General features: G+C 66.8%; 26 protein-coding genes and 1 tRNA gene. 12 read left to right on the forward strand and 15 right to left on the reverse strand.

Translation table 11 applies throughout. The annotated features are described in order from the left end of the window. Positions 1 to 20 precede the first annotated feature (20 nt). Entirely contained in the window at positions 21 to 311 is a 291-nt protein-coding gene (locus IEY28_RS20695; protein WP_220639411.1) for a hypothetical protein, read from the reverse strand. A 296-nt stretch (positions 312 to 607) separates the two neighbouring features. Here IEY28_RS20695 and IEY28_RS15335 point away from each other — a divergent pair, with 296 nt between their 5' ends. From IEY28_RS15335 to IEY28_RS15355, 5 genes are all read left to right on the forward strand, one after another. After that, a complete protein-coding gene (locus tag IEY28_RS15335; protein ID WP_188999633.1) occupies positions 608 to 1,171 on the forward strand; it encodes a GNAT family N-acetyltransferase in 564 nt (187 codons plus the stop codon). Between the two features lie 98 nt (positions 1,172 to 1,269). Beyond that, positions 1,270 to 1,968, forward strand: a complete 699-nt coding sequence (locus IEY28_RS15340) for a CDP-alcohol phosphatidyltransferase family protein (protein ID WP_188999636.1) — start codon at positions 1,270 to 1,272, stop codon at positions 1,966 to 1,968. Continuing rightward, positions 1,965 to 2,654 (forward strand): CehA/McbA family metallohydrolase, encoded by a 690-nt coding sequence (locus IEY28_RS15345; protein WP_229783161.1) that lies wholly within the window; start codon positions 1,965 to 1,967, stop codon positions 2,652 to 2,654. Before IEY28_RS15340 ends, IEY28_RS15345 begins: the two co-directional genes overlap by 4 nt. A 2-nt stretch (positions 2,655 to 2,656) precedes the next feature. Next, positions 2,657 to 3,370: a TVP38/TMEM64 family protein gene (locus tag IEY28_RS15350; protein WP_188999641.1), complete on the forward strand. Its 714-nt coding sequence runs from the start codon at positions 2,657 to 2,659 to the stop codon at positions 3,368 to 3,370. 53 nt (positions 3,371 to 3,423) lie between these two features. After that, complete coding sequence (locus tag IEY28_RS15355) at positions 3,424 to 4,065, forward strand: metal-dependent hydrolase (protein WP_229783162.1); 642 nt, start codon at positions 3,424 to 3,426, stop codon at positions 4,063 to 4,065. Between the two features lie 284 nt (positions 4,066 to 4,349). Here the strand turns inward: IEY28_RS15355 and IEY28_RS15360 are convergent, their stop codons facing one another. The 8 genes from IEY28_RS15360 to IEY28_RS15395 all read right to left on the reverse strand — a co-directional run bounded on the left by IEY28_RS15360 (position 4,350) and on the right by IEY28_RS15395 (position 9,238). After that, on the reverse strand, positions 4,350 to 4,715 hold the full coding sequence (locus tag IEY28_RS15360; protein ID WP_166967957.1) for a rhodanese-like domain-containing protein: 366 nt from the start codon (positions 4,713 to 4,715) through the stop codon (positions 4,350 to 4,352). 66 nt (positions 4,716 to 4,781) lie between these two features. Then, positions 4,782 to 5,324, reverse strand: a complete 543-nt coding sequence (locus IEY28_RS15365) for an NUDIX hydrolase (protein ID WP_166967955.1) — start codon at positions 5,322 to 5,324, stop codon at positions 4,782 to 4,784. After that, complete coding sequence (locus tag IEY28_RS15370; RefSeq protein WP_188999646.1) at positions 5,321 to 5,746, reverse strand: hypothetical protein; 426 nt, start codon at positions 5,744 to 5,746, stop codon at positions 5,321 to 5,323. The genes IEY28_RS15365 and IEY28_RS15370 overlap by 4 nt, the downstream gene beginning before the upstream one ends. Continuing rightward, positions 5,746 to 6,159 carry a DUF5809 family protein gene (locus IEY28_RS15375; RefSeq protein WP_188999651.1) on the reverse strand — a complete coding sequence of 138 codons (414 nt, stop codon included), beginning with the start codon at positions 6,157 to 6,159 and terminating at the stop codon, positions 5,746 to 5,748. Before IEY28_RS15375 ends, IEY28_RS15370 begins: the two co-directional genes overlap by 1 nt. Positions 6,160 to 6,183: 24 nt before the next feature. Beyond that, the gene (locus IEY28_RS15380) at positions 6,184 to 6,597 is read right to left on the reverse strand and encodes a DUF5810 domain-containing protein (RefSeq protein ID WP_188999654.1); all 414 of its coding nucleotides are present in this window, start codon (positions 6,595 to 6,597) and stop codon (positions 6,184 to 6,186) included. Between the two features lie 43 nt (positions 6,598 to 6,640). Beyond that, positions 6,641 to 7,135: a ribosomal protein S18-alanine N-acetyltransferase gene (rimI, locus tag IEY28_RS15385; protein ID WP_188999673.1), complete on the reverse strand. Its 495-nt coding sequence runs from the start codon at positions 7,133 to 7,135 to the stop codon at positions 6,641 to 6,643. 375 nt (positions 7,136 to 7,510) lie between these two features. After that, positions 7,511 to 8,593: an aminopeptidase gene (locus tag IEY28_RS15390; protein WP_188999677.1), complete on the reverse strand. Its 1,083-nt coding sequence runs from the start codon at positions 8,591 to 8,593 to the stop codon at positions 7,511 to 7,513. Positions 8,594 to 8,938: 345 nt separating this feature from the next. Next, the gene (locus IEY28_RS15395; RefSeq protein WP_188999680.1) at positions 8,939 to 9,238 is read right to left on the reverse strand and encodes an SHOCT domain-containing protein; all 300 of its coding nucleotides are present in this window, start codon (positions 9,236 to 9,238) and stop codon (positions 8,939 to 8,941) included. A gap of 133 nt (positions 9,239 to 9,371) precedes the next feature. Here IEY28_RS15395 and gnd point away from each other — a divergent pair, with 133 nt between their 5' ends. The 4 genes from gnd to IEY28_RS15415 all read left to right on the forward strand — a co-directional run bounded on the left by gnd (position 9,372) and on the right by IEY28_RS15415 (position 12,115). After that, positions 9,372 to 10,268, forward strand: a complete 897-nt coding sequence (gene gnd / locus IEY28_RS15400; protein WP_188999683.1) for a phosphogluconate dehydrogenase (NAD(+)-dependent, decarboxylating) — start codon at positions 9,372 to 9,374, stop codon at positions 10,266 to 10,268. Positions 10,269 to 10,460: 192 nt separating this feature from the next. Next, a complete protein-coding gene (locus IEY28_RS20840) occupies positions 10,461 to 11,045 on the forward strand; it encodes a 2Fe-2S iron-sulfur cluster-binding protein (RefSeq protein ID WP_244995585.1) in 585 nt (194 codons plus the stop codon). Between the two features lie 49 nt (positions 11,046 to 11,094). After that, a tRNA-Arg gene (locus tag IEY28_RS15410) sits at positions 11,095 to 11,167 on the forward strand. 234 nt (positions 11,168 to 11,401) lie between these two features. Next, on the forward strand, positions 11,402 to 12,115 hold the full coding sequence (locus IEY28_RS15415) for a CPBP family intramembrane glutamic endopeptidase (protein ID WP_188999686.1): 714 nt from the start codon (positions 11,402 to 11,404) through the stop codon (positions 12,113 to 12,115). A 21-nt stretch (positions 12,116 to 12,136) separates the two neighbouring features. Here IEY28_RS15415 and IEY28_RS15420 read toward each other — a convergent pair whose 3' ends face one another. From IEY28_RS15420 to IEY28_RS15445, 6 genes are read right to left on the reverse strand one after another with little or no spacing between them, the layout of a single operon-like run. After that, positions 12,137 to 12,787, reverse strand: a complete 651-nt coding sequence (locus IEY28_RS15420) for a YesL family protein (protein ID WP_188999689.1) — start codon at positions 12,785 to 12,787, stop codon at positions 12,137 to 12,139. Positions 12,788 to 12,791: 4 nt separating this feature from the next. Then, positions 12,792 to 13,661, reverse strand: a complete 870-nt coding sequence (locus tag IEY28_RS15425) for a carbohydrate ABC transporter permease (RefSeq protein WP_166967932.1) — start codon at positions 13,659 to 13,661, stop codon at positions 12,792 to 12,794. Further along, positions 13,654 to 14,577, reverse strand: a complete 924-nt coding sequence (locus IEY28_RS15430; protein ID WP_229783163.1) for a carbohydrate ABC transporter permease — start codon at positions 14,575 to 14,577, stop codon at positions 13,654 to 13,656. The genes IEY28_RS15425 and IEY28_RS15430 overlap by 8 nt, the downstream gene beginning before the upstream one ends. A gap of 6 nt (positions 14,578 to 14,583) precedes the next feature. Further along, a complete protein-coding gene (locus tag IEY28_RS15435) occupies positions 14,584 to 15,972 on the reverse strand; it encodes an extracellular solute-binding protein (RefSeq protein WP_188999707.1) in 1,389 nt (462 codons plus the stop codon). Between the two features lie 42 nt (positions 15,973 to 16,014). After that, positions 16,015 to 17,154 (reverse strand): ABC transporter ATP-binding protein, encoded by a 1,140-nt coding sequence (locus IEY28_RS15440; protein ID WP_188999711.1) that lies wholly within the window; start codon positions 17,152 to 17,154, stop codon positions 16,015 to 16,017. 50 nt (positions 17,155 to 17,204) lie between these two features. Further along, positions 17,205 to 19,334 (reverse strand): glycoside hydrolase family 32 protein, encoded by a 2,130-nt coding sequence (locus IEY28_RS15445; protein WP_229783164.1) that lies wholly within the window; start codon positions 19,332 to 19,334, stop codon positions 17,205 to 17,207. A gap of 118 nt (positions 19,335 to 19,452) precedes the next feature. Between IEY28_RS15445 and IEY28_RS15450 the strand changes: the two genes are divergently transcribed. The 3 genes from IEY28_RS15450 to IEY28_RS15460 all read left to right on the forward strand — a co-directional run bounded on the left by IEY28_RS15450 (position 19,453) and on the right by IEY28_RS15460 (position 24,125). After that, positions 19,453 to 21,669 (forward strand): TrmB family transcriptional regulator, encoded by a 2,217-nt coding sequence (locus tag IEY28_RS15450; RefSeq protein ID WP_188999716.1) that lies wholly within the window; start codon positions 19,453 to 19,455, stop codon positions 21,667 to 21,669. Between the two features lie 29 nt (positions 21,670 to 21,698). Next, a complete protein-coding gene (locus IEY28_RS15455) occupies positions 21,699 to 22,730 on the forward strand; it encodes a Gfo/Idh/MocA family protein (protein ID WP_188999720.1) in 1,032 nt (343 codons plus the stop codon). A gap of 72 nt (positions 22,731 to 22,802) precedes the next feature. After that, positions 22,803 to 24,125, forward strand: a complete 1,323-nt coding sequence (locus IEY28_RS15460; RefSeq protein ID WP_188999723.1) for a M28 family peptidase — start codon at positions 22,803 to 22,805, stop codon at positions 24,123 to 24,125. Positions 24,126 to 24,207 lie beyond the last annotated feature (82 nt).

Here is a 24,207-nt window from a genome sequence, read left to right on the forward strand (position 1 = left end):
TAACATACGGCATCCAGCGGTCACGACGCCGATGTCGTGTTCGATGCGGAGAGTGTGAGCCGCTCGCCGTTCAGGTCGTACAGCAGGTCGTAGAACGCTCCGCGTGAGTCGGGGTCGACGCCGACGGCCGGTTCGTCGAGCGCTACCGGTATCGCGTCGTGATCTTCGTCACGGATGGGGCGAACGACCCGACGTGGAACCGACCCATCCGTCCCGCCTCTTGGCTTGCCACTGCCATCACACCCCGAGCTCCGAGAGAGTAGATTGAGTCCCCCGGTCTGTAGCAGGCTCGGTGACTCAGAACCGTACACACGCTGGACGAGTCCTGGTCGACCTGCTCCACCGGTCGATGAACGAGTTTTTCACCGGTGGCAGGCTATCCCCCGATGGTGGCAATGACGAAATGTTACCCCCGCAGAGCCCTTTGTGAAGATAGCTTCCCCTGAGCCACCAACTCTCCGAGACGCCTAGCGAATCTATGCGTAGACGTCTCGCTGACCCTCTCGTGACGAGGCGTTTCCGACCGAGCCACCGTCCGATACCGTGAGCGGTGCCGCCGGTGGGCGACCCGAGCGTTTATATCCCGTCCCACTGAGCGCCGACGTAGATGGTGGAACTCTGGCGGCTAACGCGGAACCGCTACGGCCGTGCCGTCTACGACCGGTTGGCTGCGGCGGGCGTGACGGCGACGCTGCTGTCGGAGTACGTCGCCGACCCTGCGGCCGTCGACCCGTCCGGAAGCGAGTCAGTGTCCGTCGAGGTGTGTGACCCCGCCCGCGTCTCGGAACTCGGCGCGCCAGTGGGTGAACTGGCCGACGGCGAAGTCGTCCTCGGCGCGTTCGAGGGCGGAACGCCGCTCGGATACCTGTTCTGTTCGCTCGATGCGACCCACGCCATCGCACCGCTCGAACGCCGACGGTCGTTCGAGGGGGCCTACCTCCGTCGCGTCTTCGTGGCACCCGACCACAGGCAGCGCGGTGTCGCCTCGTCACTCGTCGTCGGGGCCTGTGACTGGGCACACGGACGCGGGGCGACACGGGCGAGCGCGCTGGTCGCTCGTGACAACGTTCCCTCGCGGGCGCTGTTCGCCGCCCACGGGTTCGACGTGGTCCGAGACCACCGTTACGTCCGGGTCGGCCCGCTCTCGCACTACAGCGTCCGAGCGACCTGAACCGGAACAGACCGGACCATAGATATATAGATTCCTCCCAAGTAAATAATTCTCGGAGTGGATTTATACGTCGAGCGGGCCGTTTCTCTCACACGCCCATGTCAGGGGAACTGCGTAAAGCGCTCCGAGGAGTCAGAGAGCGGGTCGACGCGGCGGACCGCGTGGTCGGCGAGCGGGGCGACAGAACGGACGTACTGGCACGGCTGACCGGCGCGGACTACATCAGCCTCGGCGCACTGTTCGTCGGCTGGGGAAGCGCGTTGCTCTTCCTGCGAAGCGAGCCGAACTGGGCGCTGCTGGCGATGTTCGGGGCGTTTCTACTCGACAAACTCGACGGCTGGTGGGCGCGGCGGACCGGCGTCTCCTCGCCGTTTGGCCGCCGGGTCGACTCGTTCATCGACATCTTCGCGTACGTCGTGCCGGGAGCGCTGCTGTATCACGTCGCCATCGCGCCCAACGACCTCGCGAGCCTCGTCGTCGGCTTTCTGATACTGGCCTTTGGCGGCCTCAGGCTCATCCGCCACAGCAGCGAGGGCTTCGGGTCGGACGAGGGCGCGAGCTACTACCACGGGACGACGGTGGTCCACACCAACCTCGTGGTCGTCGCGAACTACTTCCTCGCGACGCTCGTGGCCCCGTGGAACGGCTGGCTGGCTGGACTGGTCGTCGCCGCCGTCTGCCCGCTGATGGTCTCGGACTACAAGGCATACAAGACCGACGTGAGCCACGCGCTGGCCGGCCTCGGCGCACTCGTCGCCGCGGGACTCGCGCTGGCGCTGGAGTGGGGCTACCTGTGAGCGAGGCCACCGGCCGGACCGTTCGGATCGATACGCACCTCCACACTACGGCCTCCTACGACGGGGAGACACTCCCCGAAGAGCTCCTCGGACGGGCCGAGGCCGTCGGCCTCGACGGCGTCGTCGTCACAGACCACGACACGGTCGACGGTGCCCATGTGGTCGCCGACCTCGCCGCCGAGTCGTCGGTGACCGCCGTCGTCGGCTGTGAGGTCTCGACGGCCGACGGGCACCTGCTGGCTATCGGCGTCGAGGACGCCCCGCCAGCGGGCGATTCGCTCGCCGAGACGGCCGAACGGGTGCGCAAGGCCGGCGGCGTCGCCGTCGTCCCGCACCCGTTCCAACGGTCCCGACACGGCGCCAACGCGACCACCATCGACGACGTCGACGGCGTCGAAGTGTACAACGCCCACACCCTCGTGAACTTCCGCAACGAACAGGCCGAACGCTACGCCCGACGGCACGGGTATCCCGCGTTCGGCGGGAGCGACGCCCACCGGCCCAGTGGTATCGGGCTGGCGGCGACCGAAGTCCAACTCGAGCCCGGAGCCGCCTGCACGCCCGAGGCAGTCGTCGCGGCGATGCGGGCCGGCCGGACCGCCGCCGTGGGCCGCCGTACCTCCACGTGGCAGTACGTCAGGAAACTCGTGGCGAACGCCCGCTCCAAGACGCCCTCGCTCCGCTGACGATGGTGGACAGTGACGACGCTGACGACGGCCGGGTGTTCGCGTCCGCTGTGGCCCGTCGTGACGCCATCGTCCGGACCCTCGTGCTGGTCGGAGCCCTCGTCGCGGTCACCGTCGCGCTCCGTCTCGCCGTCCCCGGCCTGACCGACCCCGAGTGGGTCAGGGCTCGTATCGCCGCCTTCGGCGTGCTCGCACCGCTCGCCTTCCTCGCGCTCCAGACCGCACAGGTCGTTCTCGCGCCGATTCCCGGGCAGGTGCTCGCCAGCGTCGGCGGCTACCTCTTTGGAACCCTCCGGGGCACCGGCTACAGCATGACCGGCGTCGTTCTCGGGAGCACGCTCGTGTTCGTCGCGGCTCGCCGCTTTGGTAGACCCTACGTCGAGCGAGTCGTCGACCCCGCCGCGCTGGACCGCTGGGACGAGTTCGTCGCTCGGACCGGCGTCTCCGGACTGTTCGTCCTCTTCTTGCTCCCGACGTTCCCCGACGACGTCCTCTGTTTCGTCGCCGGGCTGACCGACATCCGTCTCCGAACCTTCCTCACGCTGGTCGTCGTCGGGCGGACGCCTTCCTTCCTCGCGGTGGCCTACGCCGGCACCCAGGTCGCCGACGGCGCCCTCGGCACCGCTGCACTCGTCCTGACGCTCCTGACCGCGGGGTCGGTCGTCGCCTACGCGGTCCGCCACCGCATCGTCGCTGGCCTCGAACGCGTCACCTGACGTCCGCCCAGCTTATGCCAACGGAGCCGCATATAGCTCTCAATAGGCGTATGATGGCCCTGACCCACGGGGCCGTGAGCGTCGCGCTCGTGGCCCTCGCTACGCCCGCGCTACCCGATACGGTAGCCCTGCCCCTCCTCGTGGTCGCCTTCCTCGGCGGTATCCTGCCCGACCTCGACATCGTCGCCGACCACCGGAAGACCCTCCACTACCCGGTCGGCTACAGCGTGCTCGCGTTCCTCCTGGCCGTGGGCTACGTCGTTGCACCGTCCGGGACGCTCCTCCTCGCGGCGGTCCTCGTCGGGTCGGCGGCCGTCCACACCTGTTCGGACGTGCTTGCCGGGAGCGTCGAGGCCGAACCGTGGAACCCGACCACCGAACGGGCGGTGTACAACCACGCGCTCGGCGCGTGGCACCGCCCGCGACGGTACGTGCGCTACTCCGGCGCACCCGAAGACTGGCTCCTGGCACTCGTCGCCGCCGCCACTGCGATACGCTCGCCAGCGTCCGGGTCGACGGTCGAGGCCGCGCTGTTTTGGCTGGTCGCCGTCGCGGGTGGCTACACGCTCGTTCGCAGGCGGTTCTCGGCCCTCTCTGCGCGCTTCCCGTCCCGCCTCGCAGCGGTGCTACCGGCCGTCACCGTCGAGGAGACGGAAAGCGGTGCGACGACGGTGGCGATCCGGTTCCGGTCCTGACCCGCTCGCTTCGGCTGGAAAACGGCGGGACGGGAACCCGACACCGACCTGTCACACTCCGGACGAAACCGCCCCCAATAGCCTATGGGACACTCCCGAGAGCTCCGGATGCGTTCCGCCGCGGACTGTCACCGCATCGGAAACCGACTGGAGGCCGGCGTCGCCGAGCGAAAGCGCGACGACGAGTGGGCCGACGCCCTAGTATCCCGTTCCAGTCGCTCGAAGACGTTGTTCCGCTGTGTGGGCCTGTCACGAGCGCCGTCTGGATGCCGAGACGGCCTGCCTCAGAACGGGGCGTCCGGGCCTTCGTCGGCCGCCGCTTCGGCCGTCTCCGCCGACGCGGCGTCTTCGAGCGGTCCGTCCCACCCGTCGAGGCCGGGTTCGAAGCTCTCGACCGTCCCGTCGAACCCCTCGTAGGAGGCCAACAGGCGAGCGGCCTGCACGCTCGATTTCCCGTGGGGACACACCGTCACGACGCGGTCCGCACCCTCGAACCGTTCGACCTCGTCGACGAGCGACTGGAACGGGACGTTCTCGCTGCCGGGGATGTGGCCTCGCTGGAAGGCCGCCGGCGGGCGGATGTCTACGACGCGGGCGTCCTCGTCGTCGAGTAGCGACCGGAGTTCATCGCTCCCGATTTCGCCGTCCATGTGCGACTGCTAGCGGTCGAAGCCTAAACGTTCACCGGACGCGGGTGGGCGCTCGCACACAGCGGTCTACAGCAAGCCCTCGGCCTGTGCGAGCAGGATACCCTCGATAGTGGCGTCGTTGGCCGGTTCGCGGCGAGCAACTGCCAGAGCGTCCTCGATGGGAACGGTCGTCACCGAGAGGAACTCGTTGTCGTCTAAGTCTCGGTCGACCGGTTTTAGTCCCTCCGCGAAGACGATACCCCGGCGGTGTCGTAACACGCCCGTCGAACACCAGAAGTCCTCCAGCAACGAGACGCCGGACGGCTCGAACCCCGTCTCCTCGCGGAGTTCGCGGGCACCCGCTGTCGTGTAGGACTCGCCGTCCTCGACGATGCCGGCGGGGAGTTCCAGACACTGCTCGCGGATGGTCGGGCGGAACTGATCGACCATCACGAGTTCCTCGCCCGTGCGCGCGACGACGACGACGGCGTCTGGCAGTTCGGCCCAGTAGTAGTCCTTCTCGGAGCCGTCGGGTTGGCGCACGCGGTCGTAGCCGCCGGTGTACCACCCGGTCTCGTACTCGGCTTCCGATTCGACGACGGGCCAGTCGTAGGTCGGCTCTCGGCTCATGGTTGCTGTGTCACCGCGAGGCGGTAAAGCGTACCGTCGTGTCGGACCAGTACCGTCTCGTCGGCGGCGGCCTCGGGCACTCGCTGGCGGAGGGCGTCGAGTTCGTCGAACGGCGAGTGCGTGAACGCGCCTTTCAGTCCGACGGGGCCGCGCCAGTAGGGGTCGGACTGGCCGGTCCCGTCGCTCCCGTTGGCCGTCGCGTTTTCGAGCGCCGCCGTCGTGAAGGGATACCGCTGGGCCGAGAGGGTGCTGGCGTTCACGGCGCTGGCGTTCCCGTCGAGGGCCGTGGCGTTCCCTTCGGCCGTCGCGGTGAGGTAATACGGGTCGCCGCTCTTGAGGTAACTCGGGAGAGCCCCCAGCGCCAGCAAGAGGACGACGACGACGGCCACGCCCAGAACGAAGTTGCGAGTGACCGTCCGCATCAGACGACCTCGCTGTAGATGCGACCGAAGGCCTGTCGTCGGAGGGTGCCGACGGCGGCCCGGCGCTCGGACTGGAAGGTCGCCGCCACCGCTTCGTCGGCGAACGGCGGCGCGTGCCAGACGACGTTGTCGACGTTCTCGGACCCGACGACGGTCACGTCGTGGTCGGCGTCGGCCCGCCACGACTCGAACTCCTCGGTCGTCCCGACGGTCACGGCGAGCGACTCGGCGAAGAGGACGTCACGCGCCGTCTCGACCACCTCGCCCGTGACTCGCTCGCTGTACTCCTCGGCGTCCAGCCCCATCGCCTTCGCGACCTCCTTGACCACGACCTGTGCGGTCGGGCCGAACGCCTCGTAGCGGTCACGCGCCTCGGCGACTGTCGTCGGCGAGAACTGCCCCTCTGTCTCCATGGACGGGTGTAGGGGACGGCAGGCTTATTCGGTTTCGTCTTCGGACTGGTCGGCGTCCTCGTCGAGCATCTCCCGCGTGAGGTCGCGGGCCTCGGCGAGAACCGACCGGTCGTCCTCGCTCATGGAGCGGGAGCCCCGCTGACTGTCGGCCCCCGGCGGCAGGTCGCTCGTCGGGGTGTGTCCGTGGTCGTGTTCGTGGTCGTGGCCCCCGTCGTCGACGCCGCTCTCCTCGAACACCTGCGGGAACTCCGTCTCCTCGGCGTGGTCGACGACGGCCTCGGCCAGTTCCGATTCCCCCATCTGGCCCCAGTCGTCGACGTGGTCGTCCAACCACGCCTCGTGGTCGTCGCCACCGGTCAGCGCCGTGAAGGCGAGATGGTTCGCGAGGTGGCCGGCGTCGGACTGTGGGTCACCACACACTGGACAGGCGTATCCCATTGTACGTCCACAGAGACGTCCCAGCGGTATATGCCGTCGGGTCTCAGCGCAACCGGACCATCACGAGCGCGTTCTCGCCGTTGCTGTAGTAGTTCGGAATGGTCTTGCGGTGCTCGAACCCGAACTGTCGGTAGAGGCGTCGTGCCCCGTGGTTGTCGGCCCGGACCTCCAGTTTGACCGACCCGGCGCCCGCCACGGCGAGGACGCCCAGCGCCCGTTCCAGCAGCGCGCTGGCGACGCCCTGCCGTCGGTACTCCTCGCGCACCGCGATGTCCTTGATGTGGCCCAGCGGCGTCCCGTGATTCGGGACGGTGTCGGCGACGACGTAGCCCGCCACCGACGGAACGTCCTCGGGACCGTCCGTCTCCGCCACCAGAAACCCCTCTTCCCCCAGATAGCTCTCCAGCGCCGAGAACGGCCACGGCTGCGGGAACACCGACTGCTCGATGCGGTGAATCTCCAGCAAGTCGGCCCGCTCTGCCTGCCGGACCGTCGGACTGTCGGCCCCGTCTGGACCGTCCGGTGCGACGGTTGTCACGTCTCTGGGTATGGTGTGAGTACACAAAGGTGTTGCCGCCGACTCGCCGAGTGATCACTGACCCTGACTATCACGATTGAAATGTATTTATACCGTCGTACCACGGGACGGCTTGGCCGGAAGGTTCTTAATTATCACCGTCGAAGCTACGGCTGCACCCACTTTGGGTGCCACCACCCCCCACCCCCACCCCCTCTTTCCGATCGCTTCCGCTCGGAGTGACTACGCGCGTCCGATAGCCGCGTGTCTGGTCGTCGCGTCTCTAGACACCGGACCGAAGACCGGCGAGTCAGAGCGACCGAAGTGAGCGCCCCTCGCTACTGCTCTACGGCTCTCTCCGATCGCCGTTCCGCCGAGGGCCGTTCACGCCCCTCGCTATTCCCACCGGAACTTGCCGTCTTCTTGCACCACGTCGCCGTCGACTTCCAGCCGTGACCCCGCCCCCATCGTCGTGATGAGGTCCTCGTGGACTGCACTGTCGTTGCCAGCGACACCGTCTGGCAAGCACGCGTCGTAGGCTCGGCCGAGCGCTAGATGGACGGTTCCGCCCATCTTCTCGTCGAAGAGGATGTTGTCGGTGACCCGGTCGACGCCGCGATTCATCCCGATACCGAGTTCTCCCAGTCGGCGGGCGCCGTCGTCGGTCGCCAGCACCTCCTCGATGACCGCCTCGCCCTGCTCGGCGGCGAAGTCCACGACGACGCCGTCCTCGAAGGTCAACTCGACGTCCCGCACCCGCCGGCCCTGAATCGTCATCGGTACGTCGAACGTGACGACGCCCTCGGTACCCTCGGGGGCAGTGAACACCTCGCCCGAAGGGAGGTTGTGCGAGTCGTAGGCGACACTGGCGGCGGAGTTGACCGCCGTGCGGCCCTCGATCGACATCGTGAGGTCGGTGCCGTCGGTGACGATGCGGACGGTGTCGCCGGCGTCCAGTAGCTCCTTCAACTGCGCCTGCTCCTCGGCGAGTGCCTCCCAATCCCGGAGCGTGGCGTCGTAGACGAAGTCCTCGTAGGCCTCGTAGGCCATGCCCGCCTGCTGGGCCATCGCTCGCGTCGGGTGCTGGGTCGACACCCAGTCGGTGTGAAGACGCGCCTCGCGGATGGCTCGTCGGGCTTTCGAGTGAGCCTGCCGCCGTTCGCTGGGCACGTCGGCGGTGCCGGCGGTGTTGGTGGAGCCTTTCAGTATCAACACGCTGTCGGCGCGCTCGTACATCGCGAGTTCGTACTCGGGGTCGGCGTCGAACGCGCCGTCGTGGGCCCGGAGATAGGCGCGCCGCAGTTCGGCGGAACTGTACGTCGAAAGCAGGTTCGCCCCCCGTGTACCGAGGTGCGCTGCGACGGCGACGGCGAGGTCGTGTGCCCCCTCGTCGACCTGTACGACGACGTCGTCACCCGCCTCGATGCGGGCGCTCCAGTCGACCAGCGTCCGTGCGTGCTCGCGTACGCGTTCGTCCATGCGCCGTCGAGGGACGGCGACCGGGAAAACGTACCGCCTCTCCGAGCGAGGTGTCGGCGTCGGGAGTGCCGTCCGGCCGACAGCCACGCAACCGCGTCAGGGCGCGTAGCAGACCCGGCCACGCGGCGGTACGGATATCTGTACGATAGGCCCAGTGCTGGACGAACCCGAAGACTGCCACGAGAACCGCGTTGGACTCCCGAACAAGCCGCTATCGGAGTCACAGCGCAGTCCGCGGACCACCCGAAGTGTAAGCGGGATGGGGAGCGAGCGGGAGAGCGCCCACCAGCGGTTGACCCGTATGCCGACGCCGAACGGCCCCTCGCGTTCGGCGTGGCCCCGTCCTCACCGCTCCGTCTCCAGCAATCCCTCGACGCGCGCCTCGAACTCCCGTTCGTCTATCTCGCCGGTAGCGTACCGTTCGCGGAGTGTCGCCAGTGCGTCGTCGCCGGCGTCGTCAGTGAGCGTCTCCGGTTCGCGTCGCCGTTGTGCCAGCCCCAGCGCTAGCGGGAGGACACCGCCGTATCCCACCGGGAAGGCGACCCACGCCCACGGGACGCCGAGGGCGAGACCGCCGAGACCGACAGCGAGAATACCGAGTGAGAGGGCGCCTGCGAGCGGTGTCGTATCGTGTGTCGCGTGCATCTGTGCGTGATAGCTATGGGCCCCGGCGTGATAAATCTGAGTGAGTACTCACTAAACGTCGGAAGCCGACGCGCCCACCCCGCCGACGCACTGAATCGGAACCCCTACTTGTGCGCTCGGCGAGTCCCCGCGTATGGAACTAGGCGTCATCGGACTCGGACGCATGGGACGTATCGTCGTCGACCGCGTACTCGACGCCGGTCACGACGTCGTCGTCTTCGACATCGACGAGGACGCGGTGGCCGACGCCGCCGACGCGGGTGCGCGGCCGGCCGACTCGATTCCGGCCCTCGCCGACTCGCTGGGCGAGGCGAAACGCATCTGGCTGATGGTCCCGGCGGGCGACCCGGTCGACGCCGCGCTCGACGAACTCGACGGAATAGTCGACGGCGAGGACGTGGTCGTCGACGGCGGGAACTCCTACTTCGAGGACTCGATTCGCCGCGCGGAGTCGACCGACGCCGCGTACCTCGACTGCGGGACCTCCGGCGGTCCCGCCGGCGCGGAACACGGGTTCTCGTTGATGGTCGGCGGTCCCCAGTGGGCCTACGACGAACTGACGCCGGTGTTCGACGCCGTCGCCACCGGGCCGGCGGGCCACGACCGCATGGGCCCGGCCGGGTCGGGCCACTACGTGAAGATGGTCCACAACGGCGTCGAGTACGCCCTGATGCAGACCTACGGCGAGGGGTTCGAACTGCTCGCCAACGGCCGCTACGACCTCGACTTAGAGGCCGTCGCACGAACGTGGAACAACGGCGCAGTCATCCGCTCGTGGCTCTTAGAGCTGTGTGAGGAGGCGTTCCGCGAGGAGGGTAACGACCTCGGCGACGTGGCCGACCGCGTCGAGGGCGGCTCGACGGGAACGTGGACGGTGCAGGAAGCCCTCGAACAGGAGGTGCCGGTCCCGCTCATCTATCAGGCGCTGGCCGAGCGATTCGGGTCGCGGGCCGACGACGGCCGGTTCTCGCGACGCCTCGCGAGTCGCCTCCGCTACGGGTTCGGCCGGCACGACGTGCCGCGGAGATAGCGAGGGGCGCGAACGCAGTGAGCGGCCCTCGAATAGCGAACGGGGAGCGCGAGGCACGAAGCGCCTCGAACGCGAACGGGCCAACCGTGAGCGAAGCGACCCGTGAGCAGCGAGGGGCGCGTTTCTCCCGGCGGGGACGGCGAAACGGGCGAATCCAAAGCTTAGTTAAACCAGTACTCCATAGCCGCGCACATGGTTGAACTCGCAGGGCTCCTCGGCGGGGCCACGCTGACCCTCATCGTGGTGGCGTTCCACTACGCGAAGGGGACCGGCTGGGAGGCGCCGGAAGACATCTCCCAGGAAGTCCTCGAACAGCGCGCCGCGTCGGTCCCGGAGACCGACTTCGCCGAACCGTACAACCGCTCCATCGGCGGTGGCGGTGCGGCCGCCATCCCCGCCGGCGGTGCGGAGGGCGAACTCGCCGAGGGAGACGAAGCCGAGGAGGAAGACGAAGGCTTCGACCCCGACTCTATCGCCGACGACGAGGTCGAGTACTACGAGATCGAGTTCGCGAAGGAAGGCGAGACCATCGAGGTCGCCAACAACGAGACCATCCTCGACGCCGGCGAAGAGGAGGGCTGGGACCTGCCCTACGCCTGCCGGCAGGGCCAGTGTATCTCCTGTGCCGGCCACATTCAGGACGGCCCGGCCGAGGACTACATCCGACACAGCCAGAACGAGTCGCTGTTCGAGGACGACATGGAGGACGGCTACTGTCTGACCTGTGTCGCCTACCCCGTCGACGACTTCACCATCGAGACGAGCGAATCGCCCTGACTCGCGGGTTCACAACGCTTACAAGCGGTTTCGGAGTATCTCGGTACGTGGGCGGCTAGTTCAGCGGACAGAACGCCTGGTTCCGGACCAGATGGTCGGGGGTTCAAATCCCTCGCCGCCCGTGCAGCGAACCCGAGTTCTACGAGCGGTGAGCGAACCGGCAGCGAGGGATTCTGAACCACGCGAGACGAGCGAAGTGAGTCTCGCAGTCGGGTTCAAATCCCTCGCCGCCCGCTCTTCCTGCAAGAACGTGAGTAGTGAGCACGTCTGGCGTCGGTGCAGACCCTCGCGGGCGGGGGCCACGCCCGCGGCTCACGCGGCGCATACTTTTGCCAGCCCGCCACACAGAGTGACGTATGGTCGGCAAACGGGCGAACGTGAGTGAGTCGCTCCGCGCCCTCGGCGTCGCCGTCGGGTTGCTTATCGCGGGCCTGGCGGTCAGCGTCGTCTTCGGTGTCGTGTTCACTGTCCCGCTCGTGCTGTTCGGCCCGGCCGTCGGGAGTCCGGGTGGGTTCCTCGTACTCGCCGCGGCAGGGCAACTCGCCTTCCTAGCCGTCGGCTATCTCTACGTCCGACGCCACGAGGGCGTGCGGGTTCGCTGGCCGACGCGGCGGGACGTCCGGTACATGGTCGGCGGACTCGTCGTCACCCTCGTCGCTGCGCTCGGTCTCAGCGTGCTGTTCGCGTCGCTGGGGCTGGCCCCCGAAGGGAGCGTGTTCGAGGACCCCATCACGGCCGACCCGCGGGTGGCGCTCGGACTGGCGGCGCTCTCGGTCGTCCTCGTCGCGCCCGCGGAGGAACTGCTCTTTCGCGGCGCGATTCAGGGGCGACTCCGGCGGTCGTTCGGCCCCGCCGTCGCAATCGCGCTGTCGAGTCTCGTCTTCGGGAGCATCCACCTGTTGAACTTCACCGGGTCGGTCGTCGGTGCGCTGACCGGTGTCGCCGTCGTCACCGTCGGCGGCGTGGTCTTCGGCACCATCTACGAGCGGACGGGCAATCTGCTGGTTCCCATCGTCACCCACGGCAGTTACAACGCGCTCCTGTTGGTCGCGACCTTCCTCACGGTCTGAACGGGGGAGAAATGCGGGCGGTCAGCAGGCAGTGGCACCCGCCGCGACCGACGTCTCGTTGGTCCGGTCGTCGACGGTCTCGACGACGGCCACCTGCAGCGAGAACGCGACGCCGGCGAACAGCAGGACGAACGCGACGGTGAGGACGGCGGTCACCGCGAGAACGACGAGAGTCAGCAGTCCGGTTGCCAGCGCGGGCGTGGGGTGGCGAGCCAACCAGCCGACACCGTAGCGGAACGCTGCCACCGGGTCGGACCCGCGCGCCAGTTCGACGTACGCGGGAATCAGCGCGAGCGCGACGTACAGCGCGACGTAGGCCGCGACGAGCGCGACGACTTCGCCGGCCAGCGACCCCTCTCGGAGCGCTGTCACGCCGTAGGTGACGGCGACGGCGCCGAAGGCGACGGGAACGCCGCTGAACAGCGCGCTCGCCACGCCGTTCCGGCGCACGACGGCCCACACGTTGGCTCGGTCGATGCGGTTGCGGTCGCTCCGGAGGCCGCGAATCGCGGCGTACGCCGCCAGCGTGGCCGGGCCGATAGTCACCAACGGCAGCGAGGCGACGACCCACGCGAGGCTGACCAGCGCGAGCCGGAGGCCGTTGTGATAGACGAACCCCGGCACCTCGGCGATAGCGCGTCGAAACGCCGCCTGATCGGTTTCTCCGGTCATGACGTCATCCCGTCCCCGCCTGCATCTGGACGCTAGAGATGAGTTTGTCCTGGAACAGCAGGAAGACGATGAACAGCGGGAGCGACGCCAGCGCGAGCGACGTCATGATGACGTTCGGTGCCAGCGCGTTCACGTCCCGCAGGGTCACCACGCCGACGGGCAGCGTGTACAGCGCGTCGTCGTTCAGGACGATGAGCGGCCAGAGGAACTGGTTCCAGCTCCAGATGAACACGAACAGGCCCAGCGCGGTCAGGATGGGCGTCGACAGCGGCAGGATGATGCGTGCGTAGATGCGCAGCGACGAGAAGCCGTCCAGCCGCGCCGCCTCCTCCAGTTCCTCGGGGATGTCCCGGAAGAACTGGACGAGCAGGAACACGCCCAGCGGGCCGGCCGCGAACGGGAGGATGATGGCCCAGTAGGAGTTCATCAGGCCGAGGTCGTTGATGAGCGTGTACAGCGGGATGATGTTCACGTAGCCCGGAATCATGAAGCTCGCCATGATGATACCCAGAATCAGTCCTCGTCCGGGCCACTCCAGCCGAGTGATCGAGAAGGCGATCATCGAGTCGACGAGCAACACGATAGCGGTCGTGATGCTGGCGATGGTGAGCGTGTTGAACGCCCACTGGTAGATGATTGGCTCTTCGATCAGGTAGCGCTGCCACACCGCGAAGGTAATCTCCGGCGGTATCCAGTTGAACCCGCCCTGCGAGAGGACGGCGATAGGCGTCACCGACAACTGGAACATCCGCCAGTAGGGGACGAAAAACACCACCGCCAGCCCGTACATCACGGCGTACAGGCCGATTCGGTAGAGCGTGTCCCGGTCGGTGAGACGCTCGGTCACCGATTGGGTGGCGTCGGCGTTACTCATCGTTCCCTCCGACGAGGACGTAGTTCAGGACCGACACGCCGACCAGTATCAACAGCAGCGTGTAGCCCACGGCGGCCCCGAACCCGAGTTCGCGCGTCTGGAACCCGAGTTCGTAGAGGTAGTACACGAGCGTCTCCGTGTTGCCGACCGGACCGCCCTTCGTCATCAGGTACGGTTGGCCGAACACCTGGAACTGGAAGATGGTCGAGGCGATGACGACGAACAGGAGCGCGTTCTTCATGTGCGGAAGCGTGATGTCCCGGAACATGCGCCACGGACCGGCCCCGTCGAGGCGGGCGGCTTCGTACAGTCGCTCGGGGACGTTCTGTCGGGCCGCGAGCAGGACGGCGAAGTAGAAGCCGGCCTGCCACCACACCGTCGTCACGACGATGACCGGCATGGCCCAGAACTTCGAGTTCAGCGGCGATCCGCTGAACAGCCACCCGAAGTACTGCGTGCCGACGCCGCCCTGTGCGAACATCTGTGCCCAGACGATACCGACGACAGAGACGGTCAGCACGTACGGGCTGAAGTAGACGAACTGCAGGAGGCGACTGCCTTTCAGTTCCTTGTTCAACCCGAGTGCGAGGACGAGACTGACACCGACGATGAGCGGGACAGTCATGCCCACGAACTCGAGCGTGTTCCACAGCGCGTTCCAGAACGCGGGGTCTTCCAGCAGTCTGGCGTAGTTCTCCAAGCCGACGTACGTCGACTTCGACGGTTCGAGGAAGTTCCACTCGTGGAGGCTCATGTACAGCCCCTTCAGCAGGGGGTACAGCAGGAACACCGAGAACAACACGAGGTACGGGGCCGCGAACAGCAACCCCACGAGCAACTCCCGGGTGGACCGGTCGAACAGCTGTTCCCAGCGGCTCGCGGTCCGGTTGTCTGTGGTCGCTTCGACGTTGCTCATGATTGCTTATTGGTCCAGAGCCTGCTGGAGCGCGTTGGCGCTGTTAGTCACACCGGTCTGAACGTCGGTGTTCTGGAGGTACATGTCCATGAACGGCCCCCAGAACCGGTTGCTGTTGATGTGGACGGACGTCTTGGGCTGGTAGCGGACCTGCCCGTCGGAGACCATTTCGTACATGGTCGAGATGGTGCCGTAGTCCTGCCAGAGCGCGGTGTTCTTGACCTCGCTGGAGGTGGCAACGGATTTGGCCGCGGGCAGGTGGCCGCCGGCCGACGCCCACAGCGTGTTGTTCTGTGTGACGTACTCGGCGAACTCGACGGCGGCCTGCTTCTCGGCGTCCGTGTGGTTCGAGTTCGTCGGGAAGTACAGCGAGTTGGACTCACACCACGCCACCTCGTCGCCGTCGCCCGGGAACATGAACGGCTTCTGGAAGCTGAAGTCGAGGCCTTCCGGGAGTTCGCCGCTCTCGTTCTCGAAGTTGTTGACCGACCACGTCCCGGCGATGAACATCCCGAGGTCGCCGGCGAGGAAGTCCTGTACGCGTGCGGAGTCGCTCTGGAACTGCGGGGTGTCCCAGCCGAAGTCGCCCGTGACCTTGCTCATCAGTTCGGCCGTCTGCATCCCGACGTCGTCGTCGTAGGCCACCTCGTAGCTCCCCGGGTCGCCGGTGACGATGTCGCCGCCGGCCTGCGTGAGTGCGATGATGTACGCGCGGAACGCGGCCTGCCCGGAGTTCCAGTTGAGGAACGAGAACGCCCGGGAGTCGGTGTCGCTGACGATGGTGTCACAGGCCTCGGAGAACGCCTGCCAGTCCGAGAAGTCCGGGTCGACGCCGGCCGACTCCAGCACGCTGTCGTTCGTGTACAGCGCCTTCCCGTGGATGTCGATGGGGAGCGCGTAGGTGGACCCGTCGACCTGCAGGTTCTCCCACGCGATGTCGAAGTACTTGTTCGCGGCCCCGTCGGAGAGGTAGTCGTCGATGGAGTGGGTGATAGGTTTCAGGTGGCGGCCGTAGGAGCCGTAGTAACTCGCAACGTGCGGTGCGTTGCCGGAGTTGACCGCGGTGAACAGTTTGTTGAGGAACTCCGAGAACGGGATGCCCTGTGCGTTGACGTGAATACCGTTGTCCTGGGCGTTGAAATCCTCGATGAGAGCCGTCATCTCCTCGCGCTCCTGTGCACCGAAGTACATCCAGTAGTCGATCTCGACGTCGCCGCTGGACCCGCCGTCGCCGCTCCCGTCGCTGCTACTGCCGCCACCGCTACCGCCACCGCCGGTCAGGCCGGCACACCCGGCGATACCGGTGGCGAGTGCGGCCCCACCAGCGCTCAGTGCGCGGCGGCGAGTGAGTTTCGTGCTGTTCGGTTCGTCGGATTCGGTGGTGTTTCGTGACATGAGTTGTCGTATTATTTACTATCGTTGGTAATTCCTATCGCGCTATGCGGTGACCGAGGATCCGTCGACGTCGGCCGTCACGCCCTCGTCGACGACGAGGTTCTCGCCCGTCTCGGCGTCGAAGACGTGCAGGTGTTCCGGCGGGAGCGAGAACTCGACCGTCTCGCCCCACTCGAACCGCGTGTTGCCGTCGACGCGGACCGTCCACTCGGTGTCGCCCTCCGAGAGGTACAGGTAGTTGTCGCTGCCCTCGTGTTCGAGGACGTCCAGCGTCGCCGCCACGGTGTCGGCGCCGTCGGTGTCGACGGTGACGTGTTCCGGTCGGATGCCGAGGACGAGGTCGTCGCTCCGCGCGTTCTGGCGGACGACGTTCGCTAAGTCGCTCGGAATCGCGTACTCGAAGTCGTCGCCGTAGAGGACGCCGTCATCCAGCGAGACGTCGAAGAAGTTCATCGAGGGCGACCCGATGAAGTCCGCGACGAACTTGTTGACCGGGTCGGCGTACACCTCGGCCGGCGTCCCGACCTGCTGAATCGTCCCGTCGTTGAGGATGACGATGCGGTCGGACATCGTCATCGCCTCCGTCTGGTCGTGTGTGACGTAGACGGAGGTGGTCTCCAGTTCCTCCTGAATGCGCTGGAGTTCCGTGCGCATGTGGAGGCGAAGCTTGGCGTCTAAGTTGCTGAGCGGTTCGTCGAACAGGAACACGTCCGGTTGCCGGACGATGGCGCGACCGGTGGCGACCCGCTGTTGTTGCCCGCCGGAGAGGTTGTTAGGCTTCTTGTCCAGCAAGTCGCCGATGCCCATCATCTCCGCCGTGTCCTCGACGCGCCGACGGATCTCGTCGTCACCGAGGTCTGTGGTCAGTTTCAACCCGTAGGACATGTTCTGGCGGACGCTCATGTGCGGGTAGAGCGCGTAGTTCTGGAACACCATAGCGACGCCACGGTTCTGCGGCGCGATGTTGTTGACGACGGTGTCGTCGATACGTATCTCCCCACCAGTGATGTCCTCCAGTCCGGCGATCATCCGGAGGAGCGTCGACTTGCCGGACCCGGAGGGACCGACTATCGTGAGGAACTCCCCGTCTTGGACGTTCAGGCTCACGTCGTCGACGGCCCGAATCGTCCCAGCGTCGGAGTCGTACTCCTTTCGTACATTGTCTATTGTGATACGACCCATCGACAACAACACTCGTGTGCTACTATTTCAAGTTTTCCCAACTAGAGTGATTAATCTTCTGTAGCGGCGAGTTCCCAGACGTCGAGGGACCTGACGGTAACTTCGCAGTCGTCGGCATACAGCCCGACCCCCGTGCTATCCGGGCGTGTCGGGTAGATTCGGGAGGTGAGCGCCTGCGCGTCGTTCGTGAACAGTTCGAGGACCGACCGGTCGAGGAACAGGTGCAACGAGAACGTCCCGTCCTCGTCGAGCGTGAGGGGCATCGAGTCCGAACTGTCGGCCGCCGCGTCGCTGTTGGACGACTGAGAGCGGTCGACGACTACCTCGCGATGGCGAATCTTACAGCGGACGACGGTGCGTTCCTCGCCGTCGGGCGTCTCACGCAGAACGAGGCCGAACTCGCCGACGTTCCGCGCGTCGACGGTCATCTTCACCTCCAGCGTGTCCCCCTCGATATCGGCGAGCGGATTCGTCCCGTCCGGGGAGACGGTGAGGTCACTGAACGAGTGATGGGTCTCGCGGAGGGCTTCGAGTTCTGTCGGGAGCGAGAACTCCGGCGTGCCGTCCGCCGCCAGTGAGACGACGCGCGGGAGCGACATGGCGCCGGACCACCCGGCGTCCCACTGGGCTTCTCTGTCTCGGTCCTCCTTCAGCCACCCGAACATGAGCGTCCGGCCGTCGTCCGCCGCGAACGACTGCGGCGCGTAGAAGACGCCGTGGTCGAGGACGCCGTGGTCCTCGGGTTCGAACCGCTTCGCCGCCTCGTCGTACTCGCCGCTGAAGTACGCGACCTTCGAGTAGTCCGAGACGTGGAGCAGCGACCCCTCGTCGAACCGCAGGAGTTCCGGACACTCCCATATCGGGCCGGTCTTGCGCCAATCGCCGGTCAGAATCGGATGGCAGTACTCCCATTCGAGGAGGTCCTCGGACTCGAACAGGAGGGCTGCACCCCCTTCGCCCTCGATGCCTGACCCGACAATCTGGTACCACGTCTCGCCCGTCCGCCAGACGCAGTGGTCGCGGAACTCCGCGCGCCAGTCGATGCTCTGTAACACGTCCACGTCGGCGGGCATCTCCGTGATGAGCGGGTTCTCGGCCGCCTTGGTCCACGTCCGCAGCGAGTCGTCCTCGGCGCGAGCGAGACACGGCAGTTGGTCCCCGTCGTCGCCGCCGGTGTACATCACGCTCGGCGTGCCCTCGTCGTCGACGAAACACCCGGACCAGACGCCGACGGCGTCCGGACCGTCCGGGTCGGGTGCGAGCGCTATCGGTTCGTCCTCCCAGTGGACGAGGTCGTCGGAGACGGCGTGGCCCCAGTGGATGCTGTCGTGGAACGGCCCCGCCGGGTTGTACTGATAGAAGAGGTGATAGCGGCCGTTCCACTGGACGAGGCCGTTGGGGTCGTTGAGCCAGTTCGCGGGCGGCGTGAAGTGATAGGCGGGGCGGTGGTTCGCGTCGGGGACCGCCTCGCGCATCGCCTCGAACTCCTCGCGTCCCTTCGACCGGCCGACAGTCCGTGGGTCCGACCCCTCGCCCGCGGCGTAGGCGAGGCAGTTGTCGAGGAGCGTCTCCTGTACGTCAGTCTGGAGGGCAGCGAGGCCGTGGCCGACGCCGACGACCCGACCGTCACCGACCTCCCAGCAGAGGAGCGACTTGAGATTTGGCCGGTCGGTGCCGTCGTCGCGTCGGGCCGCGAGAACGTCGGCGTCGTTCGGATGGAGCGAGTCGTAGTGGACCGAGACGGCGTCTGTGGCGGGTGCGCCGTTGGGGCGGAGACCGTCGATGCCGCCGAATATCGGGTGATCCTCGAAGAGGCGGCGGACGAGGAACCCCGTCTCGTCGGCGTCGACGCGTCCGACCGAATCCGGTTCGTGCGCCTCGATACCGAGTTCGGCCGCCGCCTCGACGGCGCCGTGGGTGAGGAGGAGACCACCGCCGTCCGCGACGAACGCTGTCAGTTCCCCACCGACCGCGGCGAGTCGCTGTCTAGCGGCGTCGTCAAGCGCCGACTCGCAGTGCATCCAGAGGACGTCGTACTCGTCGAGCGCCTCGACGGAGAGGTCCGCGAGCGGGTGCGTCTCGTACGGCAAATCGGGCTCAATCGGCGTCTCGGTGACGAGAAGCGTCGTCTGGGGACGAGGGCCCGTCCCGAGAGTGGCGTTCGAGTTATCTATTTTCACAACTATCGTGAGGATTTTCTTTAGGTTTATGTGTGTCGGTCACGTCATTGTCCACCATGGTTCCGGGCACCGGTCGTGTTCAGCAAACGGCTTATTGCGGAAACTCTAGCACACGACAATGACTGCAGAGGACGACGCGAAACTCGCCCTCCTCAGGGAGACACTCGAAGACAACGTCGACCTGACGACCTACGAGACGGAGGTGTATCTCGCACTCGTCCGGGGTGGGACCCAGACGATGACCGACATCGCGGAGACCAGCGATGTCCCGAAACAGCGCGTCTACGACATCGTCGACGGCCTCCGTGAGCGCGGGTTCGTGGAGGTCATCGACGACTACCCGCGGAAGGCCTACGCCGTGGACCCCTCCGAGGCGCTCTCCTCCATCCGCGACCAGATTTCCCGGGCCGAGGAGTATCTGGAGGAACTCCACGACACCGTCGAGACCGTCGAGAGTGGCGTCGCCCTGTTCAAGAGCGAGAGCACCATCAAGCGGTACGTCAGCGACCTCTTGCAGACGGCCGAACACGACATCCTGTTGCTCCTCCCCGTCGACCGACTCTCCGCGGTCGTCGACGACCTCGAACAGTGCGCTGACCAGCAAGTGCGTCTCGTGCTCTCGAACGCGTCACCGGACGAACTGGAGGAGGAGTCCTTGCACGAGTCTATCCCCGGCACGGTCGACGAGGCGCGCGTGGTCTCGACGCGGGAGGACTTCGCTCTGACTACCGACCGTAGCCGGGGGCTCTACTGGGTGCAGGAGGGCCGCGACTACGTCGAAGACGAGGGACAGGGCTACTACGTCACGAACCCGAGTCTGGCGATGGTCCTCGACCGGTTCGTCTCCGAGTCGATATGGCCGCTCGCGCAACCGCTGGAGCGGTCGTCTAAGCGCCCGACGCTGCCGCGACAGTACATGCGCATCCGTGACTGCCTCGCCGACGTCTCCGTCCTGACCGACAGCCAACCGGTCGACGCCTTCGAGATTACCTTCGAGGGATACGACACCGAGACGGGCGAGGAGGTGACCGAGACGGGGACCCTGACCAGTTACTACTACACGGAGTACGACGTCCGCTCGTCCCTGACACTCAGCGTCGACACGGCGACGGAATCGCTCACGTCCCCGAAGATTACCGTCGGCGGCGTCGGAACGCGCAACGTCGATTACACCGCCTACAGCATCGAATTGCGGCAAAACGGGACGAGCCACGCAGCCAAAATCGACGACGAGACGCGACGCCACTTGGAGGCGTGCAAGGCGGAACTGCCTCCCGAGTTCGGCAACGGGTCCGTCGCCCTCTGTTTCGATGCGTTCATCGACCGCATGCGCGAGTTCATCCAGCGTCGGCCCGGCGGCGAGTACGAGCAGATTCGCCAGTTCGACGCCTTCCGGGAGGCGCTCGTCCGCTACGAGGCCAGCGAGACGCCGCCCCGCGTCGAGTGGCGCCAGACCCGCACCGAACCCGGCGGCCTCATCGCCCACGTCGGTGGCGTCTTCGACGAACTCGGGTACGACGTGACGCTCATCGGGCGGATGGGCGACCCGATACGGGCCGAGTTCGCCCGAAAGTTCCGCGACCAGACGCTCGTCAGCCTCGGCCGGACTACCAGCACCGACTACGTCTGGTTCGAGGACCGGAAGTTCCTGCTGACGGAACCGAACCCCGAACCGCTGAACTGGGCGCGCATCGAGGACCGAATCGGGGCCTCGGCGTTCGCCGAGTACATCGACGGACGGTCCGTCGTCAACATGGGGTCGTGGTACTCGACGCCGGAACTGGTGGACATCGTCGACCACCTCAGAGACGACATCTGGCCGCGGCTCAGTTCTCCACCCGAACACGTCCACTTCGTCCCCGGCGAAGTCGACCAGCTATCGGCCGAAGAACTCGAACGCGGCTGTGAGGCGCTCGGTGCGCTCGACGACGTCGTCCCCGTGACGATAACGGCGAACCGAAACCAGACCCGCCGGTTCCGTGACATCCTGTTACAGCGCTCCGACGAGGAGACGGTACCGACCGTCCAGCGCGTCCGCGAGCGGTTCGACGTGACCCGGTACGTGATGCACTCACAGCGGGGCGCGACGCTCGCCTCCCGTGACGACGTGCTTTCGGTGAAAGCTCCGCAGGTCGTGAACCCACATCAACTCCGGAACGTCGACGAGCACTTCCTCAGCGGGATGACGCTCGCACTGGCCGAGGGACTTTCCGACGGTGCCGCCCTCGTACTGGCGAACACCGTCGCCAGTTACTTCATGCGACACAAGAAGTCCCCTGAATCTCGGGAGATTCGGACGTTTATCTCCGAGTACGAGGCGTTCTTCGCGGAGTAGCGGCCCACGGAACTGGTTTTATCACCACGATGGTCGTCACACCGGACGTGACAGTTGCTATCGGAGCCATCGGCCTCGGGCGACTCGGCCGTCAGGAGTGTCGACAGTACACCGCCTTCGACGACGTGACGCTCGTCGGCGGCGTCGACGTCTCGGCCGACGCCCGCGAGACGTTCGAAGACGCGTTCGACCGACCGGCCTACGAGTCGGTCGAGGAACTGCTCGACGGCCACGGCGACGAACTAGACGCGGTCAGTATCTGTACGCCCCACACCCTCCATCACGACCACACGATGGCGGCGCTGGAGGCGGACTGCCACGCCTTCGTCGAGAAGCCGCTGACGACGGAACTGTCGACGGCGCGTGAACTGGTCGAGACGGCGGCCGACCGAGACCGGGTGTTGCAGGTCGGGTTCCAGCGCCACTTCGACCCGCTGTTCGCCGAACTCCGGCGTATCGTCCAGTCGGGCGAGGTCGGCACGCCCCACACCGTCAACGCCTATCTGGGCCAGCGGTGGATAACCGACCACGAGGGGACGTGGCGCACCACGCCGTCGCTCTCCGGCGGCGGACAACTGTTCGACTCCGGGACGCACCTCGTCGACGCGATGCTGTGGGTGCTTGACGCGGACCCGACGGCGGTGACCGGCATCGTCGACGAACGGGGTCACGACGTGGACGTCAACAGCGCCCTCGCGGCGACGCTGGACGCGGACGGCCAGCGGATCACGGCGAGCGTCTGTGTCAGCGGTGCCGGCACCGATATCGCACCCGACGACGGTATCACGGTCTGGGGGACCGAGGGCCACGTCTCGCTCTCGGACGGCGACCTGACCGTCACGACGCCACAGTCGACTCGCGAGGTGAGCGTCGACGGCGACCGGGACTTCGAGACGCTGACCCGCCGGAAACTCCGCAACTTCGTCGACGCCGTCGAGGGCACGGCCGACTCCGTCGTCACCGGGGAGTACGGACTGGCGGTGACAGCGTTCCTCGAAAGCGCCTACGAGGCGGCCCAGCGGGGCGAAACCGTCCACGTCGACGACCTCACGGACGGGTGACGTAGTCGCTCGTCGGCGCGCGGAAAGCGAGACGGGCGTAGATTCAAACCGGTCGGGCCCAGAGGAGACGACATGACCGACAGCGAGTGGATCGGCGAGACGTTCACGAGCGACGTTGGCTGGTCGCATCTGGAGACGCTGGTCGACGTCGGGAACCGGATGGCCGGCAGCGCGGGCGAACGCGAGGCCGCGGAGGCGACGCGTGACGCCCTCGCCGAGTACGCCGAGGACGCCCGCCTCGAACGGTTCGACATTCAGGGCTGGGTCCGCGGCGACAGCAGCATCGCTGCCGACGGGACCACCGTCACCGGGGCCGACCACGAGGTCATCGCACTGCCGCGCTCGCCGGCCAGCGAGGCCACCGGCGACCTCGTGGACGTGGGCTACGGCCTGCCGACGGACTTCGAGGACGCCGACTGCGAGGGAAAGGTGGTACTGGTCCGGTCGGACGTACCCGAGTGGTACGAGCGATACATCCACCGGCGCGAAAAGTACTACCACGCCGTCGAGGCCGGGGCAGTCGCCTTCGTCTACCGGAACCACGTCGAGGGGATGCTCCCGCCGACGGGGAGCGTCGGCACCGAGGACGCCCCGATAGGCGAGATCCCCGCCGTCGGTGTGGCCAGCGAGACGGGGGCGCGACTGGCCCGGCGCTACGCGGGCGACCCGGTGACGGTCGCCGTCGACTGCGGGACGCCCGCCGCGACGAGCCAGAACGTCCACGCCGAACTCGGCCCGGACACGGACGAGCGAGTGCTGGTGACGAGCCACGTCGACGCCCACGACATCGCCGAGGGGGCGAGCGACAACGGCGCCGGCACCGCGACCGTAGTCGAGATAGCGCGCGCACTCGCCGCCCGCGAAGACGAGCTAGCGAGTCGCGTCGAGTTCGTCGCCTTCGGGGCGGAGGAGGTCGGACTCGTCGGCTCCGGTCGACTGGCAGCGGAGCGCGACCTCGATTCGATACGGGCGATACTGAACCTCGACGGCATCGTCCGCGGCCGGACCCTCCAGTGTTTCACCCACGGGTTCGACGCGCTCGGCGAGGCCGCCGAGTCGGTGGCCGACCGGTTCGACCATCCGGTGACGACCAGCCCCGAACAGAGCCCTCACAGCGATCACTGGCCGTTCGTCACGTGGGGCGTGCCCGGCGTCCACGTCACGAGCGAGACGGGCGAGACGGGTCGTGGCTGGGGCCACACGCACGCCGATACGCTGGACAAACTCGAACCACGAACCCTCCGCGAACAGGCCATCCTGTTGACCGACCTCGCCGTCACACTCACCGAGGAGTCGTACGACCGGACGGCCCCCGAAACGATAGCCGCCGCACTCGAAGCAGAGAACCTCGCGGCAGGGATGAAGATTACCGGCGACTGGCCCTACGACGACTGAGCGGGGGGCGACGGGTTCCCGTCCGACGGGACCCACACACCGTCTCGACGCCGGTACTGGTCACCGGTTGCTAGCGAATTTG

Origin of the sequence: Haloarcula pellucida, assembly GCF_014647235.1 — an archaeon.
Classification (GTDB): domain Archaea; phylum Halobacteriota; class Halobacteria; order Halobacteriales; family Haloarculaceae; genus Haloarcula; species Haloarcula pellucida.

Coding starts and splice junctions, on each gene's coding strand:
- IEY28_RS15335 (WP_188999633.1), top strand. CDS start 608: ATGGTGGAACTCTGGCGGCTAACGCGGAACCGCTACGGCCGTGCCGTC.
- IEY28_RS15340 (WP_188999636.1), top strand. CDS start 1,270: ATGTCAGGGGAACTGCGTAAAGCGCTCCGAGGAGTCAGAGAGCGGGTC.
- IEY28_RS15350 (WP_188999641.1), top strand. CDS start 2,657: ATGGTGGACAGTGACGACGCTGACGACGGCCGGGTGTTCGCGTCCGCT.
- IEY28_RS15355 (WP_229783162.1), top strand. CDS start 3,424: ATGGCCCTGACCCACGGGGCCGTGAGCGTCGCGCTCGTGGCCCTCGCT.
- IEY28_RS15360 (WP_166967957.1), bottom strand. CDS start 4,715: ATGGACGGCGAAATCGGGAGCGATGAACTCCGGTCGCTACTCGACGAC.
- IEY28_RS15365 (WP_166967955.1), bottom strand. CDS start 5,324: ATGAGCCGAGAGCCGACCTACGACTGGCCCGTCGTCGAATCGGAAGCC.
- IEY28_RS15370 (WP_188999646.1), bottom strand. CDS start 5,746: ATGCGGACGGTCACTCGCAACTTCGTTCTGGGCGTGGCCGTCGTCGTC.
- IEY28_RS15375 (WP_188999651.1), bottom strand. CDS start 6,159: ATGGAGACAGAGGGGCAGTTCTCGCCGACGACAGTCGCCGAGGCGCGT.
- IEY28_RS15380 (WP_188999654.1), bottom strand. CDS start 6,597: ATGGGATACGCCTGTCCAGTGTGTGGTGACCCACAGTCCGACGCCGGC.
- IEY28_RS15390 (WP_188999677.1), bottom strand. CDS start 8,593: ATGGACGAACGCGTACGCGAGCACGCACGGACGCTGGTCGACTGGAGC.
- IEY28_RS15395 (WP_188999680.1), bottom strand. CDS start 9,238: ATGCACGCGACACACGATACGACACCGCTCGCAGGCGCCCTCTCACTC.
- gnd (WP_188999683.1), top strand. CDS start 9,372: ATGGAACTAGGCGTCATCGGACTCGGACGCATGGGACGTATCGTCGTC.
- IEY28_RS20840 (WP_244995585.1), top strand. CDS start 10,461: ATGGTTGAACTCGCAGGGCTCCTCGGCGGGGCCACGCTGACCCTCATC.
- IEY28_RS15415 (WP_188999686.1), top strand. CDS start 11,402: ATGGTCGGCAAACGGGCGAACGTGAGTGAGTCGCTCCGCGCCCTCGGC.
- IEY28_RS15420 (WP_188999689.1), bottom strand. CDS start 12,787: ATGACCGGAGAAACCGATCAGGCGGCGTTTCGACGCGCTATCGCCGAG.
- IEY28_RS15425 (WP_166967932.1), bottom strand. CDS start 13,661: ATGAGTAACGCCGACGCCACCCAATCGGTGACCGAGCGTCTCACCGAC.
- IEY28_RS15430 (WP_229783163.1), bottom strand. CDS start 14,577: ATGAGCAACGTCGAAGCGACCACAGACAACCGGACCGCGAGCCGCTGG.
- IEY28_RS15435 (WP_188999707.1), bottom strand. CDS start 15,972: ATGTCACGAAACACCACCGAATCCGACGAACCGAACAGCACGAAACTC.
- IEY28_RS15440 (WP_188999711.1), bottom strand. CDS start 17,154: ATGGGTCGTATCACAATAGACAATGTACGAAAGGAGTACGACTCCGAC.
- IEY28_RS15450 (WP_188999716.1), top strand. CDS start 19,453: ATGACTGCAGAGGACGACGCGAAACTCGCCCTCCTCAGGGAGACACTC.
- IEY28_RS15455 (WP_188999720.1), top strand. CDS start 21,699: ATGGTCGTCACACCGGACGTGACAGTTGCTATCGGAGCCATCGGCCTC.
- IEY28_RS15460 (WP_188999723.1), top strand. CDS start 22,803: ATGACCGACAGCGAGTGGATCGGCGAGACGTTCACGAGCGACGTTGGC.